Origin of the sequence: Stenotrophomonas acidaminiphila (genome assembly GCF_014109845.1) — a bacterium.
In the GTDB taxonomy this organism is placed as follows: domain Bacteria; phylum Pseudomonadota; class Gammaproteobacteria; order Xanthomonadales; family Xanthomonadaceae; genus Stenotrophomonas; species Stenotrophomonas acidaminiphila.
In genome coordinates this window covers 3,282,449-3,298,632 of sequence record NZ_CP043567.1, presented here as the reverse complement: position 1 = coordinate 3,298,632, position 16,184 = coordinate 3,282,449, and the positions used below count along the sequence as shown (strand labels likewise).

Sequence of the window (16,184 nt, the reverse complement as noted above, 5' to 3'; positions counted from 1 at the left end):
CATGGGGATGCGAACGAAGGGCGCCTTGCCGGCGCCCTTCGTGTGGATGCCTGAACCGGAACCGGGGTTACGGCGCGGCCGGCTTCACCGGCTGCGCGGGACCGGCCTGCCAGCCGCACATCTGGCCTTCGTTCTGCTGCTTGAGCCATTCCTGCAGCGGGGCGAAGTACTCCAGCATCGGTGCGGCGTCGAGCTTGTCGGTGCCGGTCAGTTCCTTGAGCGTGGCCTGCCACGGCTGGCTGGCGCCCTTGCTGAGCATGGCCCAGTACTTCTGGCCGGCTTCCTTGTTGCCATAGAAGGTGCACTGGTTGAGCGGGCCGGTGTAACCGGCGGCGTCGCACAGGCCCTTGTAGAACTGGTACTGCAGGATGCGCGCCAGGAAGTAGCGCAGGTACGGGGTGTTGCCCGGCACGTGGTACTTGGCGCCGGCGTCGAAGAACTCCTCGCCGCGTGCGCCGGCCGGGGCCACGCCCTGGTACTGGGCCTTCAGTTCCCACCACTTCTGGTTGTACTGCTCGGGCTTGATCGAGCCGTCGAACACGCCCCAGCGCCAGCGGTCGATCATCAGCCCGAACGGCAGGAACGACACGCCGCTCAGGGCCATGCGCATCTGCGCGTTGATGGTGGCCTCGCGGCTTTCCTGCGGCTTGTCGACCAGGCCGATGGAGTTCAGGTACTGCGGGGTCATCGCCAGCACGATGGTGTCGCCGATGGCCTCGTGGAAGCCGTCGTTGGCGCCGCCCTGGAACAGCGGCGGCAGCGGGTTGTAGGCCAGGTCGTAATAGATGTGGCCCAGCTCGTGGTAGATGGTGGTGAAGTTCTCTTCGGTGGGCGTGATGCACATCTTGGTGCGCACGTCCGCGCCGACGTCCTTGCCGTCGCCGCCCATGTTCATGTCCCAGGCGCTGGCGTGGCAGACCACGTTGCGGTCCAGCGGCTTGATGAACTGGGTGTTCTGCCAGTAGCTCGGCGGCAGCTTGGGCATGCCCAGGGACACGTAGAAGTCCTGCGCGCGCTCGGTCATCTGCCTGGCGGTGGCCAGTTCGGCCTCGCGCTGGGCCTTGAAGCGGGCGGCGACGTCGGCATTGGCGCCGGCCTTGGCCAGGGCCGCGCTCAGGTTGCCCTGGTGCTGCTTCTCGAGCGCGGCGGTGATGTCCAGGCTGCCGGCGCCGGGGTAGGGCTGCAGCTGGTCCCACAGGTTGCTCCAGTCCTGCTGCCACATGTTGCCGGTCAGGTGCGCGGCGATCAGGCCGCCGCCGACTTCGGCCTTGTCCTTGCCGTATTCCTTGTCCAGCTTGGCGCGGGTGTAGCAGTGCAGCTGTTCGTACAGCGGCTTGACCTGCTGCCACAGGCGGTCGGTTTCCGGGCCGACCTGTTCGGCCGGCATGTCGTAGCCGCTGCGCCACATCTGCCCGGCATCGGCGTAGCCCAGCTCGCGCGCGCCCTCGTTGACCAGCTCGACGAAGCGCTGGTACGGCTTGCGCGAGGCCACGGCGGTGGAGTGCCAGCCCTGCCAGGCGTCGAGCTGCTTGTCGTAGTCGTGCGAGCGCGCCAGTACCTGTTCCAGTTCGCCGAGCTGGCGGCAGTTCTGCTGGTCGCCTTCACCGGTGCAGTAGGTACCGGCGCCGTAGTCGCCCTCCAGCTTGGTGGCGATGGCGGCCAGCTCGGCCAGCTTGGCCGGGTCGCGCGGGGCCGGCATGGCGGTCATCAGCTTGAGCAGGTGCAGGGCACGCCTGGTGTCCTCGCTCATCGGCTGGCCTTCGTACTTGCCGGCCTGTTCGATCCAGCCATTGAGCGTGGTCAGCCAGCGCTCGTTGGCCTTGGCCGCCACGCGCGCGGAATCGTCGTTGATGTAGGTGGAGGACAGCCACTGCGCCGAGGTCATTTCCGGGTACATCGCCTTGAACTCGGCGTTGATCCGGGCGACGAACTGGTCGGCGCTCTCGGCCGGCGCGGCCTGTGCCGCCGGCGCGGCGGTGTCGGTGGCGGCTTCCTTCTTGCAGGCGGCCAGCGACAGCACGCTGGCGCTCACGGCAAGGGCCAACAGCAGATGACGTTGTTTCACGCGATTCCCCGATGGTGTTCGATCGGCGAAGGCTAGAGGGCCGCGGCGGTCGCGGCAAGGGGGTGGGTCAGCGCTTGAGCGCCATCAGCAGCACGCCGCCGCCGATCATCGCCACCCCCAGCCATTCGCGCCAGGCCAGGCGCTCGTGCAGGAAGGCGAAGGCGAACACCGCCACCAGCACCACGCTGAGCTTGTCCACGGGCGCCACCTGCGAGGCGGGGCCGCGTTGCAGGGCGCGGAAGTAGCACAGCCACGAGGCACCGGTGGCCAGCGCCGAGAGCAGCAGCCACAGCAGGGTCCTGCCCGGCAGCGCCAGCGGGTTGCTCCACTTGCCGGTGGCTGCCACGAACAGGCCCAGCACGGCGACGATGGCGATGGTACGCAGCAGCATCGCCAGGTCGGCATCGACCTGCTGCAGGCCGAGCTTGGCGAAGATCGCGGTCAGCGCGGCGAAGGCCGCCGACAGCAGGGCCCAGGGCAGCCATTGCGGAAAGGTGGCCATGGCGGGTTCTCGCAATGCCGGTTGGATGATCCCGCGGCGCTTTGCCGCGGGAACGACGGGCGTCGCTCCCGCGGCGGGACCGGTTGCTAGCCTCCGCACCCGGCGAACACGTCGCGCTCGCGCTCGTATACCGAGGTGGTGACCTGCATCAGCCCCAGTACCGAGGGGAACAGGTTGTCATGGTCGGCGCGGCGGCGCGCACGTTCGCGCACGCACTGCAGGTCCAGTCCGCGGTTGGCCGCGAACTGCGGGGAGAACCACATCACCATCGGCACGCGGGTCTGTTCGTCCGGGGCGATGGCGTACGGCATGCCGTGCAGGTACAGGCCCTTTTCGCCCAGCGATTCGCCGTGGTCGGAAAGGTAGATCATGGCGCTGTCGTAGTCGTCCATGCCGCGCAGGGCGGCGATGGTCTGGGCCAGGAAGTGGTCGGTGTAGCGGATGGCGTTGTCGTAGCTGTTGACGATCTGCCCGCGGCGGCACTTGCCCAGGTCCGGGGTATCGCAGGTCGGCACGAACTGGCGGAACTGCGCCGGATAGCGCTGGAAGTAGCTGGGGCCGTGGTTGCCCAGCTGGTGCAGGACGACCACGCGGTCGCCCGGCTTGGCGCGCACCTGCGCGGCAAGGTCGTCGAGCAGGATTTCGTCCATGCAGCGGCCATCGGCGCACAGGCCGGGCTTGGTGGCGTCGCCCAGGCGCTGGATCTCCAGGCCCTCGCACACGCCCTTGCAGCCGGACTGGTTGTCGCGCCACAGCGTGGGGATGCCGGCGTGTTCGAGCACGTGCAGCAGCGACTGGTGGGCGCGGATCTTCTTGGCGTCGTAGTCGTGGCGGCCGAACGGCGAGAACATGCACGGCAGCGATACCTCGGTGCTGGTGCCGCAGGCATGCATGTCGGGGAAGTTGATCACCCCGGCCTTGGCCAGCTCCGGCGTGGTCTGGCGGGCGTAGCCGTTCAGGCCCCAGTTCTGCGCGCGCACGGTCTCGCCGACCACCAGCACCAGCAGGCGCGGCTTGCTGTCGGCCGCGCGCGGCGTGGCCCGGGCATCGGTGCCGAGCGGCAGCTTGGGCTTGTTCTTGATCGGGTTGGAGCTGATCAGGTTCTGCTTCAGTGCGATCAGGTAGTTGGCCGGCGTGGCCAGGTAACGGACTTCGCGGTGGTTGCGCATCAGCGCCGACACGTTCTGGAACGAGGCCAGCGTACCGGCACCGGACACCACCACCACGCCCACCAGGAACAGCAGCCGCCACAGCAGGGCACGGCCCCAGCTGCGCCGGCGCAGGCGCAGGCGCCACAGCAGCACGCAGGGCACCAGCGCGTAGACCAGCAGCGGCAGGAGCAGGGCGGGCGTCATCAGCTCGCTCGATTCCTTGTGGTCGGTGGCCAGCACGTTGCGCAGCATGTCCGCGTCCAGGTAGACGTTGAAGCTGTTCATGTAGTGCGTGGCGAACGCGGTGGTGACGAACAGGACCGTCAGCAGCACCTTGGCGTTCCAGCGCCACACCAGCAGGCCGAGCAGCAGCGCGTGCACGCCCATCAGCAGCGCGAACAGCGACAGCGCGAACAGCACGCTGCCGGGGTTGGTGGCCATGGCGTTGCGCCAGAACAGGCCGTTGCAGACCAGGGCGAAGAACGCGCTGGCCAGCAGGATCAGTGCTTCGGTGGAGATTTCCGGACGCCAGCGGCGCAGCCGTGCCAATGCGCTGGTCGATGCGGGCAGATGCGGGGAAGCGGTGCTCATGCGTGGGGTTCTTCCTTGAGCGTGGAGGCCGTGGCCGGTGGGAACATCAGCAGGTAGAGCAGTACCGCCACGGTCCAGCTGACCGCCAGCGACCACACATCATGCGAGAGAAAGTGCGCACCGCGCAGCTGCTGGGAAAAGCCGAACGCCAGCCCGGTGGCCACGGCCGTGGCCAGTGCCGCCCAGCGCCAGCGTGGGCGCACCTGCAGGGCGAAAAAGTACAGCGCCACCCAGCCGTAGCCGGCGCTGGCATGGCCGGCGGGGGAAGCAGGCGGCGCGGCCGAGCAGCTCCGGGCGCGATTCGAACAGGCCGATGAACGGGCGCAACCCGCCGTAGCGCTGCAGGTCCCAGGGGCAGTCCATCTGGGTCATGGACTTGAGCAGGGCGACCATGCCGGTGGACAGGCCCACCGCCAGCAGCAGGTACAGCAGCGGCCGGCGCAGCGCCTTCCAGCGGGTGTCCAGGCAGGCCCGCAGCAGCGCCAGCATCACCAGCACGCCGGCCAGGGTGCTCAGGTTCTTGCCGCCGCGATGGATGACATGGGTGGTCCACCACGCGTCCTTGAAGGCCCATCGGCTGCCCTCCCAGCGGTAGAGCTGGTCGGCCAGCCACTGGTCGCCGTTGCCGGCCATCAGCACCACGCTGGCGGCCACCGCGAGCAGCAGGGGAATCAGCAGGTGGCGGCCGAGGAAGCCGCGCCGGGTGGCTGCGAGCCCGGGGGCGGGCAGGGCGCAAGGAGGCGGCGAGGAGGGAGCGGCAGGCACGGGAGCTGTACGCCATCGACGATGAATGGCGGCATGGTGGTTGCCGCCATGTCGGAGACTGGTCGGAGGCGCGTTGGCGGGGCGTTAACGCCCCCGCCGGCTTCAGTCCTCGTTGTCCTCGTCCGGCGTGCCGGCGACCTGGCCGTGGGTGGTGGCCACGCAGGCCGTATCCAGCGCGGTGCCCGGCAGCAGCTGCCACTGGTTGCGGTTGGCACTGCCGATATCGATCACCCGTGCCGGGTCGGCGCAGGGGGTCATCGCCTGCTTGAGGACGAACAGCCAGCGTCGCTCCGGGGCGGCGGCCACCCATTGCCCGGCCATCTCCCACTGCTCGGGCCAGGGGCGCTTGAAGCCGAAATCCATCGCCTGCGGGTGGGTCTGCAGCAGGTTCTGCTCACGCCAGGCGACCATGCCCAGTTCGCCGTCGCCGATGCGCTGGCGCACCTTGTCCATGACCCCCGAGGCCGAACTGTAGGGGTCCAGCGCCGGCATCAGCCCCAGCCCGTACATCGCCCACAGCAGCACCGTGGCCAGCACCGCCGCCAGTCCGGCGCGGCGCAGGCGCAGCGCCGCCACCAGCGCCAGCGCTGCGACGCCGAAGCCCAGCAGCCAGGCGCCCACCCACGGCACCACCGAGGGATCGATCGCGCGCTTGGCCGCGCTGCGCTGTGCCCAGCCATCGCCGTGCTGCAGTGCGTCGTAGCCGACCGCCAGCATCGCCACCGCCAGCAGCGCCACGTACAGCAGCAATGCCCAGCGCACGCCGGTGCGCCGCAACAGGCCGGCCAGCAGCGGCGCGGCCGCCACCGCCAGCGCCGGCAGCATCGGCAGGATGTAGACCTCGCGCTTGCCCGGGCTGGCGCTGAAGAACAGCAGCACCAGCAGGGCCCAGCCCAGCAGCACGACGTAGCGCGGATCGGCCCGGCGCAGGCGCCGCCACCAGGCCGGCACCAGCCACGGCAGCAGCAGGCTGCCCGGCAGCCACAGCGTGGCGATCACCTGCAGGTAGTACCAGGCCGGCTGGTGGTGGTGCCAGGCATTGGCGTAGCGGGTGCCGGTCTGCTTGAACAGCAGCTCCTGCGCATAGGACTGCAGGCCCGGGTCGGGGTTGCGCAGCAGGGCGATGCCCAGTGGCGCCAGCCACACGCAGGTGCCGGCGATGAACAGCGGCAGGACCAGCCACCAGCCCCAGCCGCGCCCGGCGCCGGCCGCACCCGGATGGCGCCAGCGCCAGATGGCCCAGGGCAGCAGCGCCAGCAGCGGCAGGAAGCCCACGCCCTTGGTCACCGTGCCCACCCCGGCGGCGAAGGCGCCCAGCGCCAGCAGTTTCCAGTTGGGCCCCAGCAGCATGTGCCGCAGCAGCGCCCACAGCGACAGGGTGGTCATGCCCACCAGCACCATGTCGATCTGCGCGCGCTTGGCCATCAGCCCGAACTGGATGCATACGAACAGCCCCAGCACCGCGTAGCGCGCCACGCGCCGGTTCCACAGCCGCCGCGACAAATCCCAGGTCAGCCACAGGGTCAGCAGCGCGGCCAGCAGCGACGGCAGCAGGAAGGCGATGTTCCAGTTGCCCAGCACCTTGTAGGTGGCGGCCTGGATCCACATGAAGGTCGGCGGTTTTTCGGCGTACAGCTCGCTGCCACGGTGCGGCAGCAGCCATTGCCCGGTCTCCACCATCTGCCGCGCGGCCAGCACGAAGCGCGGCTCGTCGGGCGGGGAGGGCTCGCGCATGCCGAGCCCGGCCATCAGGCTGGCCACGACCAGGGCCAGCAACAGCAACCAGGGGGCGGAGGATCGTAGGCGGGTCGGGCGCACGCTGGGCTCGTCTGGAGAGTGGATGGGGGAGGATCGCGCGGCCGGCGTGGGAAGCGCGTCGTAGGACGCATTGTGACCTGTTTCGACATCGCTCCGACCAGCGCTGGGGCTACGATGGGCGGGTACTGCCGTGCCGCCGGCGCCCATCGATGGGGCCGGCGCGTGTCCGCCGGCGAAGCGTTCTTCCAAGGGTTCTGCACATGCGGCTGCTGGTCATCGAAGACAATCGCAACCTGATCGCCAATCTTTTCGACTATTTCGAGGCGCGCGGGCATGTGCTCGATGTCGCGCCCGATGGCATCACCGGGCTGCACCTGGCCGCCACCCAGGCCTATGACGCGATCCTGCTGGACTGGATGCTGCCGCGCATGGAGGGGCCGGAAGTGCTGCGGCGCCTGCGCGAGGAGCACCGTTCCGAGGTGCCGGTGATCATGCTCACCGCGCGCGACGAACTGCCGGACAAGATCGCCGGCTTCCGCGCCGGCGCCGACGACTACCTGACCAAGCCCTTCGCCCTGCCCGAACTGGAAGTGCGGCTGGACGCGGTGCTGGCGCGCATGCACGGCCGCAACCCGCGCAAGGTGCTGGAGGTGCACGACCTGCGCCTGGACCTGGCCACGCTGGAAGTGCAGCGTGGCGGCCAGCCGCTGCACCTGTACCCGGCCTGCCGCAAACTGCTGGAAGTGCTGATGCGCGCCAGCCCGGCGGCGGTGCCGCGCGACCAGCTGGAGTACGCGTTGTGGGGCGACGAGCCGCCCGACGGCGACATGCTCCGCTCGCATATCTACGAGCTGCGCCGCAGCGTCGACGGGCCGTTCGAGGCCAAGCTGCTGCATACCCTGCCGCGGGTCGGGTACCGCCTGTGCGCGCCGGATGCGTCGTCCCTGGCCGATGCGCCGGGGGCCGGCGAGCGATGAAGCGGCGTACCCTGCGGCGCAAGCTGCTGGTCTGGCTGGCCAGCTACCTGGCGCTGCTGACCCTGGTGGTGTTCAGTGCGGCCAACTACGTGCACGAGCGCGCCGAACACTCGGTGTGGCGCGCGCTGCTCAACTCCGAGCTGGACAGCGTCATCGCCAGCAAGCGCACCGACCCGGACTACCGCTGGCAGGACTCCGATACCCTGCATTTCTTCAGCGACCACGATGCCCACGGCATCCCGGACATGCTGGCGCACCTGAAGCCGGGCCTGCACGACGGCGTCCGCCTGGAAGGCCACCGCAGCGCGGTGATGGTGCGCCAGACCAGCGATTTCGGGCGCACGATGCTGGTGCTGGACATCACCGATTTCGCCGAGCTGGAGCATTTCATCACCCGCTGGGCGGTGCTGGCCGGCATCGCGATGGTGGTCGTCACCCTGTTGATGGCATGGGTCGGCATGAACCGCCTGGTGCGCCCGCTGGCCGGGCTGGCCGCCGACATCGCCGGGCTGCAGCCCGAGCGCAGCGGCCAGCGGGTGCAGGTCACCGCCCGCGGCAGCGCCGAGATGGAGGTGATCGCCGACTCGGTGAACGACTACCTGGAGCGCAACGAGCGCTTCGTCGAGCGCGAACGGGCCTTCATCAGTACCGCCAGCCACGAACTGCGCACGCCGATCGCGGTGATCACCGGCGCGGCCGAACTGGCGCTGGAGCAGCCGGGCCTGCCGCCGCGCGCGCGCCAGCAGTTGCTGCGGGTGTGCAGCACCGCGTCCAGCATGGAGCAGTTGATCCAGCTGATGCTGGTGCTGGCGCGCGAGCCGGCGCGGCTGGCGGCGTTGAGCGAACCGCTGGCGCTGGAGCAGCTGTTGCCGGAGATCGTGGCCGACCATGCGTACCTGGCCAGCGGCAAGGAATTGTCGGTCGAGGTGGTGGACGTGGCGCCGTGCACGATCGTGGCGCCGGTGGGCGTGGTGCAGGCCGCGGTCGGCAACCTGCTGCGCAACGCACTGGAAAACAGCGACCGCGGGGTGATCCGCCTGTGGCTGACGCCGCAGGCGGTGGTGACCATCGAGGACCCCGGGCATGGCATGAGCCCGGAGGAAGTGGCCGTGGCCTATGCCAAGACCGCGCGCGGCGAGCGCAACATGCGCACCGGCATCGGCCTGGACCTGATCGGTCGCCTGTGCGAACACCTGGGCTGGAAACTGGACATCCATTCCGGCCCGCAGCGCGGTACCCGGGTCACCCTGGACATGGGCGCGTCGCTGCCGTAGCGCGTCGTGCCGGCGCCGGCATGCCTGCGGCCAGGCGCGTTCAGCGTGCCGCGCAGGCGTTCGTGCCGGGCGCCAAGCGCCGCCGGCTCATGCCGGCAGCAGGCCGCGCTCGGCCAGCCACCGCCTGGCGTCGTCGGCGTCGTGCTCGAACCAGGCGCGGGTGGAACCGAGCCGGTAGGTGTAGCCCCAGGTGTCCATGTCGGCCATCAGCCGCGCGCTGCCGACCCCGGGCAGTTGCCCGGCGAGCACGATCTGCAGGTAGCAGGTGGCGTCTTCCTCGGGCACCGAATCGGTGGCGTCGGTATGCACCAGGGCGCGCCGCTCCGGTGGCAGCACGATCAGGTGGCAGGCTTCGTGCAGCATCGAGTGCACCGGGGTGTCGGCGCGCACGTAGACGTCGCTGGCGATGATGCCCGCTTCGGGTTCGCCCCAGTAGCTGCCGGGAATCTGCTGCCCGTCCCCGACCCGGTTCAGGCGCAGGCCGTGGCGCGCCAGCAGGGCGACGCTGGCGTCCCAGGCGATATCGCCCACGCACAGGACGGCGGCGGGCGCAGTGGCGGGCGAAGTCGGCATCGCTACAGGCGGGGCCGGGACCGTCGGCCGGCCCCGGCTGTCGCAATCAGCCCTGCGGGCCTTCGGGCAGGGCCACGGAAATGTCGAGCACGTCGTGCTCGCCGTCCTTGACCAGGTCGACCTTGACCGCGTCGGCGTCGATGTTGACGTACTTCTTGATCACTTCGAGCAGTTCGCGCTGCAGCAGCGGCAGGTAGTCCGGGCCGCCGCGGGTGCTGCGCTCCTGGGCAATGATGATCTGCAGGCGGTTCTTGGCGGTTTCGGCCGTGCTCTTCTTTGCCTTGAAGATGTCGAACAGTCCCATCGTCACCCTCCGAACAGCTTGCTGAAGAAGCCCTTCTTCTCCACGGAAATGAAGCGCATCGGGCGCTCCTCGCCGAGGATGCGGCCGACCGCGTCCTCATAGGCCTGGCCGGCCATGGATTCGGTGTCCAGGATCACCGGCTCGCCCTTGTTGGAGGCGTTGAGCACGTCGCCGGACTCGGGGATCACGCCGATGGCCTTGAGCCCCAGCACTTCCTCCACGTCGCCGATGCTGAGCATCTCGCCGCTTTCCACGCGCACCGGGCTGTAGCGGGTCAGCAGCAGGAACGCGGGCACGTTCTTGCCGGCCTCGGCGTTGGCGGTCTTGGAGTCGAGCAGGCCGATGATGCGGTCCGAGTCGCGCACCGAGGACACTTCCGGGTTGACCACCACCACGGCGCGGTCGGCGAAGTACATCGCCAGGAACGCGCCCTTCTCGATGCCGGCCGGCGAGTCGCAGATGATGAAGTCGAAGCCGTCGGCGGCCAGGTCCTTGAGCACCTTCTCGACGCCTTCCTTGTTCAGCGCGTCCTTGTCGCGGGTCTGCGAGGCGGCCAGCACGTACAGGTTGTCGAAGCGCTTGTCCTTGATCAGGGCCTGCTTGAGCGTGGCCTCGCCGTGGACGACGTTGACGAAGTCGTACACCACCCGGCGCTCGCAGCCCATGATCAGGTCCAGGTTGCGCAGGCCGACGTCGAAGTCGATGACGGCGACCTTCTTGCCGCGCCGGGCCAGGCCGCACGCGATGCTGGCGCTGGAGGTGGTCTTGCCGACGCCGCCCTTGCCGGAGGTGACTACGATGATTTCAGCCAAAGGATTTCTCCTGAATGTTCCGTGGTGGGCTGCGCGTCAATCCAGCGCAGCGATCATGATCTGGTCCTGCTCCAGCCAGACCTGCACGGCCTTGCCGCGCAGGTTGTCGGGAATATCGTCCAGCACCTTGTAGCGTCCCGCAATCGCGACCAGTTCAGCGTGGAAGTCGCGGCAGAAGATGCGGGCGCCGGTATTGCCCTGCGCGCCGGCCAGGGCGCGGCCACGCAGCGTACCGTAGATGTGGATGCTGCCGTCGGCGATCACCTCGGCGCCGGCGCCCACCGTTGAGAGTACGGTCAGGTCGCAGTTCTCGGCATACAGCTGCTGGCCCGAGCGTACCGCGCCCAGCTGCATGCGTCCGGGTTGCGCGGCGGCTGCCGGTGCCGGTGCCGGCTCGGGCGCGCGGCGCGCGGGGGCGGGCGCCGGTGGCGGGGCCGGCGGCGGGGCGGCATCGGCGCGCTCGTACTGGGCGCGGAACTTGGCCAGCAGCGGCAGCCCGAGCTGGACCGAGAGCTGTTCGACTTCCGTGGTGCCATAGGCCAGCGCCACCGGCAGCACGCCGGCATCGCGCAGCCCGTCCAGCAGTGCCTGGGCGCTGGCGCGGTCGGGGACGCGGCTGAGGCCGCCGAAATCGAGGATGACCGCCGCGCGCCCGAACAGCTTGGGCGCGCGCGCCACGCGCTCGCGCATTTCCTGTACCAGCCGCTCCACGTCGAGGGTGCGGATGCGCAGGTTGGCGATGCCCACCTGCCCGATCTTCAGTTCGCCTGCCTGTTCGTAATCCGGATTCACTGCCATCTCAGGTTCCCGTCGGCCGCTGCTGCACGGGCCGGCGTGTGTGGCCCGCCCACGGAACGTCGGGCAGGTTGTCGCCATAGGTCTCCTTCACCCACTCGTAGCTGCACAGGTCCTTGAGCAGCATGCTGGCACGCACGTCCACGGCCGGCATGGTGTTCTGCCCGACCTCGCGGAAGCCGAAGCTGCCATGGAACAGCAGGGCGGCGTCGGCGCCGTGGTCCAGGAACACCTCGCAGGCCATCTGCGGGTAGCGCAGCTCGGCGTAGCTCTGGGCGTCGGCGTAGAACGCACGGCCGACACCGCCACCGCGGCGGCGGCTGGCGACCACGATGCGGTCGATATAGAAGAAGCTGGGGTAACGCTGCTGGAACCAGGCGAAGTTGCAGCTGTCGTGCTCGGCGTTGCTGCCGTAGCCGACCAGGAAACCGGCCATGTTGCCGTCGCGCTCGGCGACGCGGAAATACTCGGCGGTCTCGTAGAAGCGGCGGATCTTGGCGGCATCCAGCGGCAGGATGGCCAGGCCGGCGTTGTTGTTCAGTGCCAGGACGGAATCGAGCTCGTGCTCGCGCACGTCGCGGATGACGATCGACATTGTGACTCCGTGGGTGAAGCGGTCGGCCCCGAGTGAGGGGTGGGGGCTGGCCGGCGATTATCGCATGGCCGGCCGGACCGGGCGAGCGCCATCCGGGCATGACTTCCGTGGGAGGGCGCAAAGCCGCCGGGCTCCTTACCATGCACCCATGTTGGGATATCTCAGCCATACCCGGGTCCTGCGCCTGGCCGGCCTCTTCACCTGGGGCCTGGTCAGCCTGCCGCTGCTCTATACCCAGTACGCGCCGGCCGAAGGCGAGCTGCCGCCGAGCCTGGGCGAAGCCACCTGGCTGCTGGCCGCCTACCTGGCGTTCGGCGTGTGCTACTTCTGGCTGACCCGCGGCCTGGCGGCCGGCGGCCACACCAGCTGGTACGACCGCCTGGCGCTGCTGGTGCTGACCCTGTCGGGGCTGGCGGTGAGCTACCTGAGCGTCACCGGGCTGGGCAGCATCCTGCTGATGGTCGCGGCCGGGGTGATCCCGTGGCTGCTGAGCAAGCGGGTCGGGGTGGTCTGGCTGGTGCTCAGCCAGCTGGCGGTGCTGCCGGTCTACCACCTGATCATGGGGCTGCCGCTGTTCGAGGCGCTGCTGCAGTCGCTGTTGTATGCCGGGTTCTCGATGTTCATCTTCGTGACCAGCCTGGTGGCGCGGCAGCAGGCGCAGGCCCGCGAGGAGCAGCGCCGGCTCAATGCCGAACTGCGCGCCACCCGCCTGCTGCTGGCCGAGAGCGCCCGCATCAACGAACGCACCCGCATCTCGCGCGAACTGCACGACCTGCTCGGCCACCACCTGACCGCGCTGAGCCTGAACCTTGAAGTGGCCGGCCATATCACCGAGGGCCAGGCGCAGGAGCACGTGCGCCAGGCGCACACCCTGGCCAAACTGCTGCTCACCGACGTGCGCGAGGCGGTCAGCCAGCTGCGCGAAAGCGGGGCGATCGACCTGGCCGCGGCGCTGCGGCCGCTGGCCGAGCGGGTGCCTTCGCTCGAGATCCACATGGACATGGACGACCCGCTGAGCGTGGAAGACCCCGAGCGCGCGCATGTGTTGCTGCGCTGCACCCAGGAAGTGATCACCAACGCGGTGCGCCATGCCGGCGCCCGCAACCTGTGGATCCGGGTCGAGCGCGAGCACGGGCGGATCGTGATCGACGCCCGCGACGACGGCGTCGGCGGCGAGGTGGAGGACATCCTGCCCGGCAACGGGCTGCGCGGCATGCGCGAGCGCCTGGCGCAGTATGGCGGCGAACTGGACGTGTCGGCACGGCGCGGCGAAGGCTTCCACCTTCGTGCCTCGCTGCCGGTGGCAACCCATATGATGCTGGCCTCCGGGCCGCAAGGAGTGAACTGATGATCCGCGTCTGTCTGGTCGATGACCAAACCCTGGTACGGCAGGGCATCCGTTCGCTGCTGGCGCTGGACGACGGCATCGAGGTGGTGGCCGAGGCCACCGACGGCCGCCAGGCCGTGGAGATGATTCCGCAGGTGGCGCCGGACGTGGTGCTGATGGACATGCGCATGCCGGTGATGTCCGGGCTGGAGGCGCTGCAGACCCTGTCGCGGCTGGGGCAGCTGCCGCCGGCGATCATCCTGACCACGTTCGACGACGACCAGCTGGTGCTGGCCGGGCTCAAGGCCGGCGCCAAGGGCTACCTGCTCAAGGACGTGACCCTGGAGCAGCTGGTCGGCGCGATCCGCACCGTGGCCGAAGGCGGCTCGCTGGTGCAGCCGGCGGTGACCCAGCGCCTGCTGTCCGGGCTGGAGCACATGCGCAACGAGTTCGTCAGCCTCGACCGGCCCGATCCGCTGACCGACCGCGAGACCGAGATCCTGCGGCTGATGGCCAGCGGCTTTTCCAACAAGGAGATCGCCAATTCGCTGGGCGTGGCCGAGGGCACCATCAAGAACCACGTCTCCAACATACTGAGCAAGCTGGGCGTGCGCGACCGCACCCGCGCGGTGCTCAAGGCGTTCGAACTGCAGCTGGTGTGAACGCAAAGCCCGTCGCCGGCCCGGGCCATACGGTCGCGTCCGGTGGCGGGCGCGGTGGCCGGCGAGGCCGACATGGCGGAACCTGCTTTCGAATGAATCTCATGGAACGACTGGTGCGGAGGCCGCCGCTGGAGGGAAAATAACCGGCGTCGTACCCCTCGCCAGCCAGGCCGTCGCATGGCATCGTGCATGGCCCCGGCGGCGCGGCGCCCGCCTTTGCGGCCTTCGACCCGCATGCCTGCACCGGACACGGAAACCGGTGCGCCAAATCCGTCAACAACCTGCGCAAAGCCTGATAGGATGGGGGCTTCGCTTCAATCAACCCGGCCGTGGGATCGGCCCCGGAGACTCCTGAATGACCCGTATTATCGAGTTCCTGATCGCCTTGGGGATCGTGGCTGGCCTGTTCGTCATCATTGGCGTGTGCCTGCCGGGCGAGCGCCATATTTCCGAAAGCATCGAAACCAACCGCAAGATGACGATCGTGTACGACACGGTCAACAGCCTGCGCCGCTTCAAGGACTGGAACCCGCTGGTGCTGCGTGACAAGGGCATCGAGCTGAAGTACAGCGGTCCGGACGCGGGCGTGGGCGCCAGCATGGAGTACACCTCCAAGGACCTGGGCTCGGGCAGCTGGAAGATCACCGACAGCGAGCAGAACAAGCGCGTCGTGATCGCCATCGAGGACCAGACCAAGGGCAAGGACAAGGTCACCACCTTCACCCTGGAGCCGACCGGCAAGAACGACCGCAACGTCAAGATCACCCAGGACTATTCGGTCAACTACGGCTTCGACCTGTTCGGCCGCTACGCCGGCCTGTACGTGAGCCGCCACATCGGCGACGACCTGAAGCTGGGCCTGTCGCGCATGGCCAACATGCTGGCCTCGGTGCCGAACGTCGACTACCGCGCCGCCGAAGCTCCGCTCACCGACCTGAAGCTGGTGGACGTTCCGGTCGAGGACCTGCTGGTGGTCAACGCCGGCAACATCGACCGCAGCAACGAGAGCATCCGCAAGTCGATCCTGGACAACCAGGAGTGGATCAAGCGCGCGATGGAAGCCAACGGCCTTGAGGCCGCCGGCCCGGTGCGCATCGTGACCACCGACTTCGGCGCCGAGAAGTACGCCTTCGACGTGGCCCAGCCGGTCCGCAAGAAGAGCGGCGCCGCCGCTGCCGGCGACAAGAAGGAAGGCGAGGCCGCCAAGGCCGAGGCCGCCCCGGTCGCCAGCGCCGACGGCAAGCTCGACGTCAAGATCCCGTCCGGCAACCCGGTCACCTACGTGCAGGCGGCTGCGCACCGTTCGGCGTTCGCCTCCTACACCGGCCACATGGCGGGCCTGGACGTGGCGCGCAACGCGCTGCGTGCGTGGGCGACCACCGCCGGCTACGAGGTCACCGACCGTCCGTACGAGTCGTGGAAGGGGGGCGTGGACAAGGCCTTCACCACCGACGGCACCTACGACGTGTACTGGTCGGTCAAGTAACCGGCCCGTCGCGGAAGAATGAAGTGATGCACAGAAAACGCGCCGCCCACAGCGGCGCGTTTTTTGTTGCCTGCTGCCTGGAGGCGAGCGGACGCCGGCCCGGGCAGGCGATGCGATCGGCGTCCGCATGTTCATGGCCACGCCGTGGTGGCCGACCAACCGGGGGAAGATGATGCTGGGACTGGAACGGAGGGTGCGCAGACCCTCGGCGCTGGCGTTCTGCGGGGCGCTGCTGGCGGCACTGGCGGTGGGCCTGTCCGCCTATGCTTCGCATGCGGTGAGCGACCCGCTGGCGCAATCCCACCTGGAGACCGCCGCGCTGTATGCCTTCGGCCATGGCGCCGTGCTGGCGGTACTCGGCCCGGCGTCGTTGAATGCCGCCGGGCGCACTGCGCTGTACGTGCTGCTGCTGGGTGTGCTGCTGTTCTCCGGCAGCGTTGCCGGCGGGGCGCTGGGCTGGTGGCCGACGCGCCTGGCCCCGGTCGGCGGTACCGCGCTGATGGCCGGCTGGGTGCTGCTGGCGTTCAGTGCGTTGAGGCGCTGAGCC

General features: G+C 69.2%; 15 protein-coding genes and 1 pseudogene. 6 read left to right on the top strand and 10 right to left on the bottom strand.

Annotated elements, in window-relative coordinates; genetic code table 11:
• Positions 1–67 precede the first annotated feature (67 nt).
• The 5 genes and pseudogenes from F0P95_RS15040 to F0P95_RS15020 form a co-directional block, all read right to left on the bottom strand.
• Entirely contained in the window at positions 68–2,065 is a 1,998-nt protein-coding gene (locus F0P95_RS15040; RefSeq protein ID WP_182334900.1) for a M2 family metallopeptidase, read from the bottom strand.
• A gap of 67 nt (positions 2,066–2,132) precedes the next feature.
• Positions 2,133–2,567, bottom strand: a complete 435-nt coding sequence (locus F0P95_RS15035; protein WP_182334899.1) for an EamA family transporter — start codon at positions 2,565–2,567, stop codon at positions 2,133–2,135.
• Positions 2,568–2,653: 86 nt separating this feature from the next.
• Entirely contained in the window at positions 2,654–4,309 is a 1,656-nt protein-coding gene (locus F0P95_RS15030) for a phosphoethanolamine transferase (protein ID WP_182334898.1), read from the bottom strand.
• Positions 4,306–5,074: pseudogene (locus F0P95_RS17840) on the bottom strand (phosphatase PAP2 family protein). The gene F0P95_RS15030 and the pseudogene F0P95_RS17840 overlap by 4 nt, the downstream one beginning before the upstream one ends.
• 102 nt (positions 5,075–5,176) lie before the next feature.
• Positions 5,177–6,850: an ArnT family glycosyltransferase gene (locus F0P95_RS15020; protein WP_425515881.1), complete on the bottom strand. Its 1,674-nt coding sequence runs from the start codon at positions 6,848–6,850 to the stop codon at positions 5,177–5,179.
• A 242-nt stretch (positions 6,851–7,092) separates the two neighbouring features.
• On the opposite strand from F0P95_RS15020, the gene F0P95_RS15015 reads away from it, so the two are divergent.
• A complete protein-coding gene (locus F0P95_RS15015; protein WP_182334897.1) occupies positions 7,093–7,809 on the top strand; it encodes a response regulator transcription factor in 717 nt (238 codons plus the stop codon).
• Positions 7,806–9,083, top strand: a complete 1,278-nt coding sequence (locus tag F0P95_RS15010) for a sensor histidine kinase (protein WP_182334896.1) — start codon at positions 7,806–7,808, stop codon at positions 9,081–9,083. Before F0P95_RS15015 ends, F0P95_RS15010 begins: the two co-directional genes overlap by 4 nt.
• An 87-nt stretch (positions 9,084–9,170) precedes the next feature.
• Here F0P95_RS15010 and F0P95_RS15005 read toward each other — a convergent pair whose 3' ends face one another.
• Genes F0P95_RS15005 through F0P95_RS14985 form a run of 5 tightly spaced genes read right to left on the bottom strand, consistent with a single transcriptional unit; the run spans position 9,171 to position 12,162 of the window.
• Positions 9,171–9,656, bottom strand: coding sequence for a hypothetical protein (locus tag F0P95_RS15005; protein WP_182334895.1), 486 nt, complete (start codon positions 9,654–9,656; stop codon positions 9,171–9,173).
• 46 nt (positions 9,657–9,702) lie between these two features.
• Complete coding sequence (gene minE, locus F0P95_RS15000) at positions 9,703–9,960, bottom strand: cell division topological specificity factor MinE (protein ID WP_104939267.1); 258 nt, start codon at positions 9,958–9,960, stop codon at positions 9,703–9,705.
• A 2-nt stretch (positions 9,961–9,962) separates the two neighbouring features.
• Positions 9,963–10,772, bottom strand: a complete 810-nt coding sequence (gene minD, locus F0P95_RS14995) for a septum site-determining protein MinD (RefSeq protein ID WP_054666972.1) — start codon at positions 10,770–10,772, stop codon at positions 9,963–9,965.
• Positions 10,773–10,808: 36 nt separating this feature from the next.
• Complete coding sequence (gene minC / locus F0P95_RS14990; protein WP_182334894.1) at positions 10,809–11,570, bottom strand: septum site-determining protein MinC; 762 nt, start codon at positions 11,568–11,570, stop codon at positions 10,809–10,811.
• A gap of 1 nt (position 11,571) precedes the next feature.
• A complete protein-coding gene (locus F0P95_RS14985; RefSeq protein ID WP_182334893.1) occupies positions 11,572–12,162 on the bottom strand; it encodes a GNAT family N-acetyltransferase in 591 nt (196 codons plus the stop codon).
• 148 nt (positions 12,163–12,310) lie between these two features.
• Here F0P95_RS14985 and F0P95_RS14980 point away from each other — a divergent pair, with 148 nt between their 5' ends.
• From F0P95_RS14980 to F0P95_RS14965, 4 genes are all read left to right on the top strand, one after another.
• On the top strand, positions 12,311–13,510 hold the full coding sequence (locus F0P95_RS14980) for a sensor histidine kinase (RefSeq protein ID WP_182334892.1): 1,200 nt from the start codon (positions 12,311–12,313) through the stop codon (positions 13,508–13,510).
• Positions 13,510–14,151: a response regulator gene (locus F0P95_RS14975; RefSeq protein ID WP_054666964.1), complete on the top strand. Its 642-nt coding sequence runs from the start codon at positions 13,510–13,512 to the stop codon at positions 14,149–14,151. The genes F0P95_RS14980 and F0P95_RS14975 overlap by 1 nt, the downstream gene beginning before the upstream one ends.
• Positions 14,152–14,506: 355 nt before the next feature.
• A complete protein-coding gene (locus F0P95_RS14970) occupies positions 14,507–15,637 on the top strand; it encodes a polyketide cyclase (RefSeq protein ID WP_182334891.1) in 1,131 nt (376 codons plus the stop codon).
• Positions 15,638–15,809: 172 nt separating this feature from the next.
• A complete protein-coding gene (locus F0P95_RS14965; protein WP_182337027.1) occupies positions 15,810–16,181 on the top strand; it encodes a DUF423 domain-containing protein in 372 nt (123 codons plus the stop codon).
• Positions 16,182–16,184: the final 3 nt, after the last annotated feature.

Bases quoted from the DNA above. Each gene is read 5' to 3' on its own strand.
- F0P95_RS14980 (WP_182334892.1), top strand. From the start codon at position 12,311: ATGTTGGGATATCTCAGCCATACCCGGGTCCTGCGCCTGGCCGGCCTC.
- minE (WP_104939267.1), bottom strand. From the start codon at position 9,960: ATGGGACTGTTCGACATCTTCAAGGCAAAGAAGAGCACGGCCGAAACC.
- minC (WP_182334894.1), bottom strand. From the start codon at position 11,570: ATGGCAGTGAATCCGGATTACGAACAGGCAGGCGAACTGAAGATCGGG.
- F0P95_RS14970 (WP_182334891.1), top strand. From the start codon at position 14,507: ATGACCCGTATTATCGAGTTCCTGATCGCCTTGGGGATCGTGGCTGGC.
- F0P95_RS14965 (WP_182337027.1), top strand. From the start codon at position 15,810: ATGCTGGGACTGGAACGGAGGGTGCGCAGACCCTCGGCGCTGGCGTTC.
- F0P95_RS15015 (WP_182334897.1), top strand. From the start codon at position 7,093: ATGCGGCTGCTGGTCATCGAAGACAATCGCAACCTGATCGCCAATCTT.
- F0P95_RS15005 (WP_182334895.1), bottom strand. From the start codon at position 9,656: ATGCCGACTTCGCCCGCCACTGCGCCCGCCGCCGTCCTGTGCGTGGGC.
- F0P95_RS15010 (WP_182334896.1), top strand. From the start codon at position 7,806: ATGAAGCGGCGTACCCTGCGGCGCAAGCTGCTGGTCTGGCTGGCCAGC.
- F0P95_RS14985 (WP_182334893.1), bottom strand. From the start codon at position 12,162: ATGTCGATCGTCATCCGCGACGTGCGCGAGCACGAGCTCGATTCCGTC.
- F0P95_RS15030 (WP_182334898.1), bottom strand. From the start codon at position 4,309: ATGAGCACCGCTTCCCCGCATCTGCCCGCATCGACCAGCGCATTGGCA.
- F0P95_RS15035 (WP_182334899.1), bottom strand. From the start codon at position 2,567: ATGGCCACCTTTCCGCAATGGCTGCCCTGGGCCCTGCTGTCGGCGGCC.
- F0P95_RS14975 (WP_054666964.1), top strand. From the start codon at position 13,510: ATGATCCGCGTCTGTCTGGTCGATGACCAAACCCTGGTACGGCAGGGC.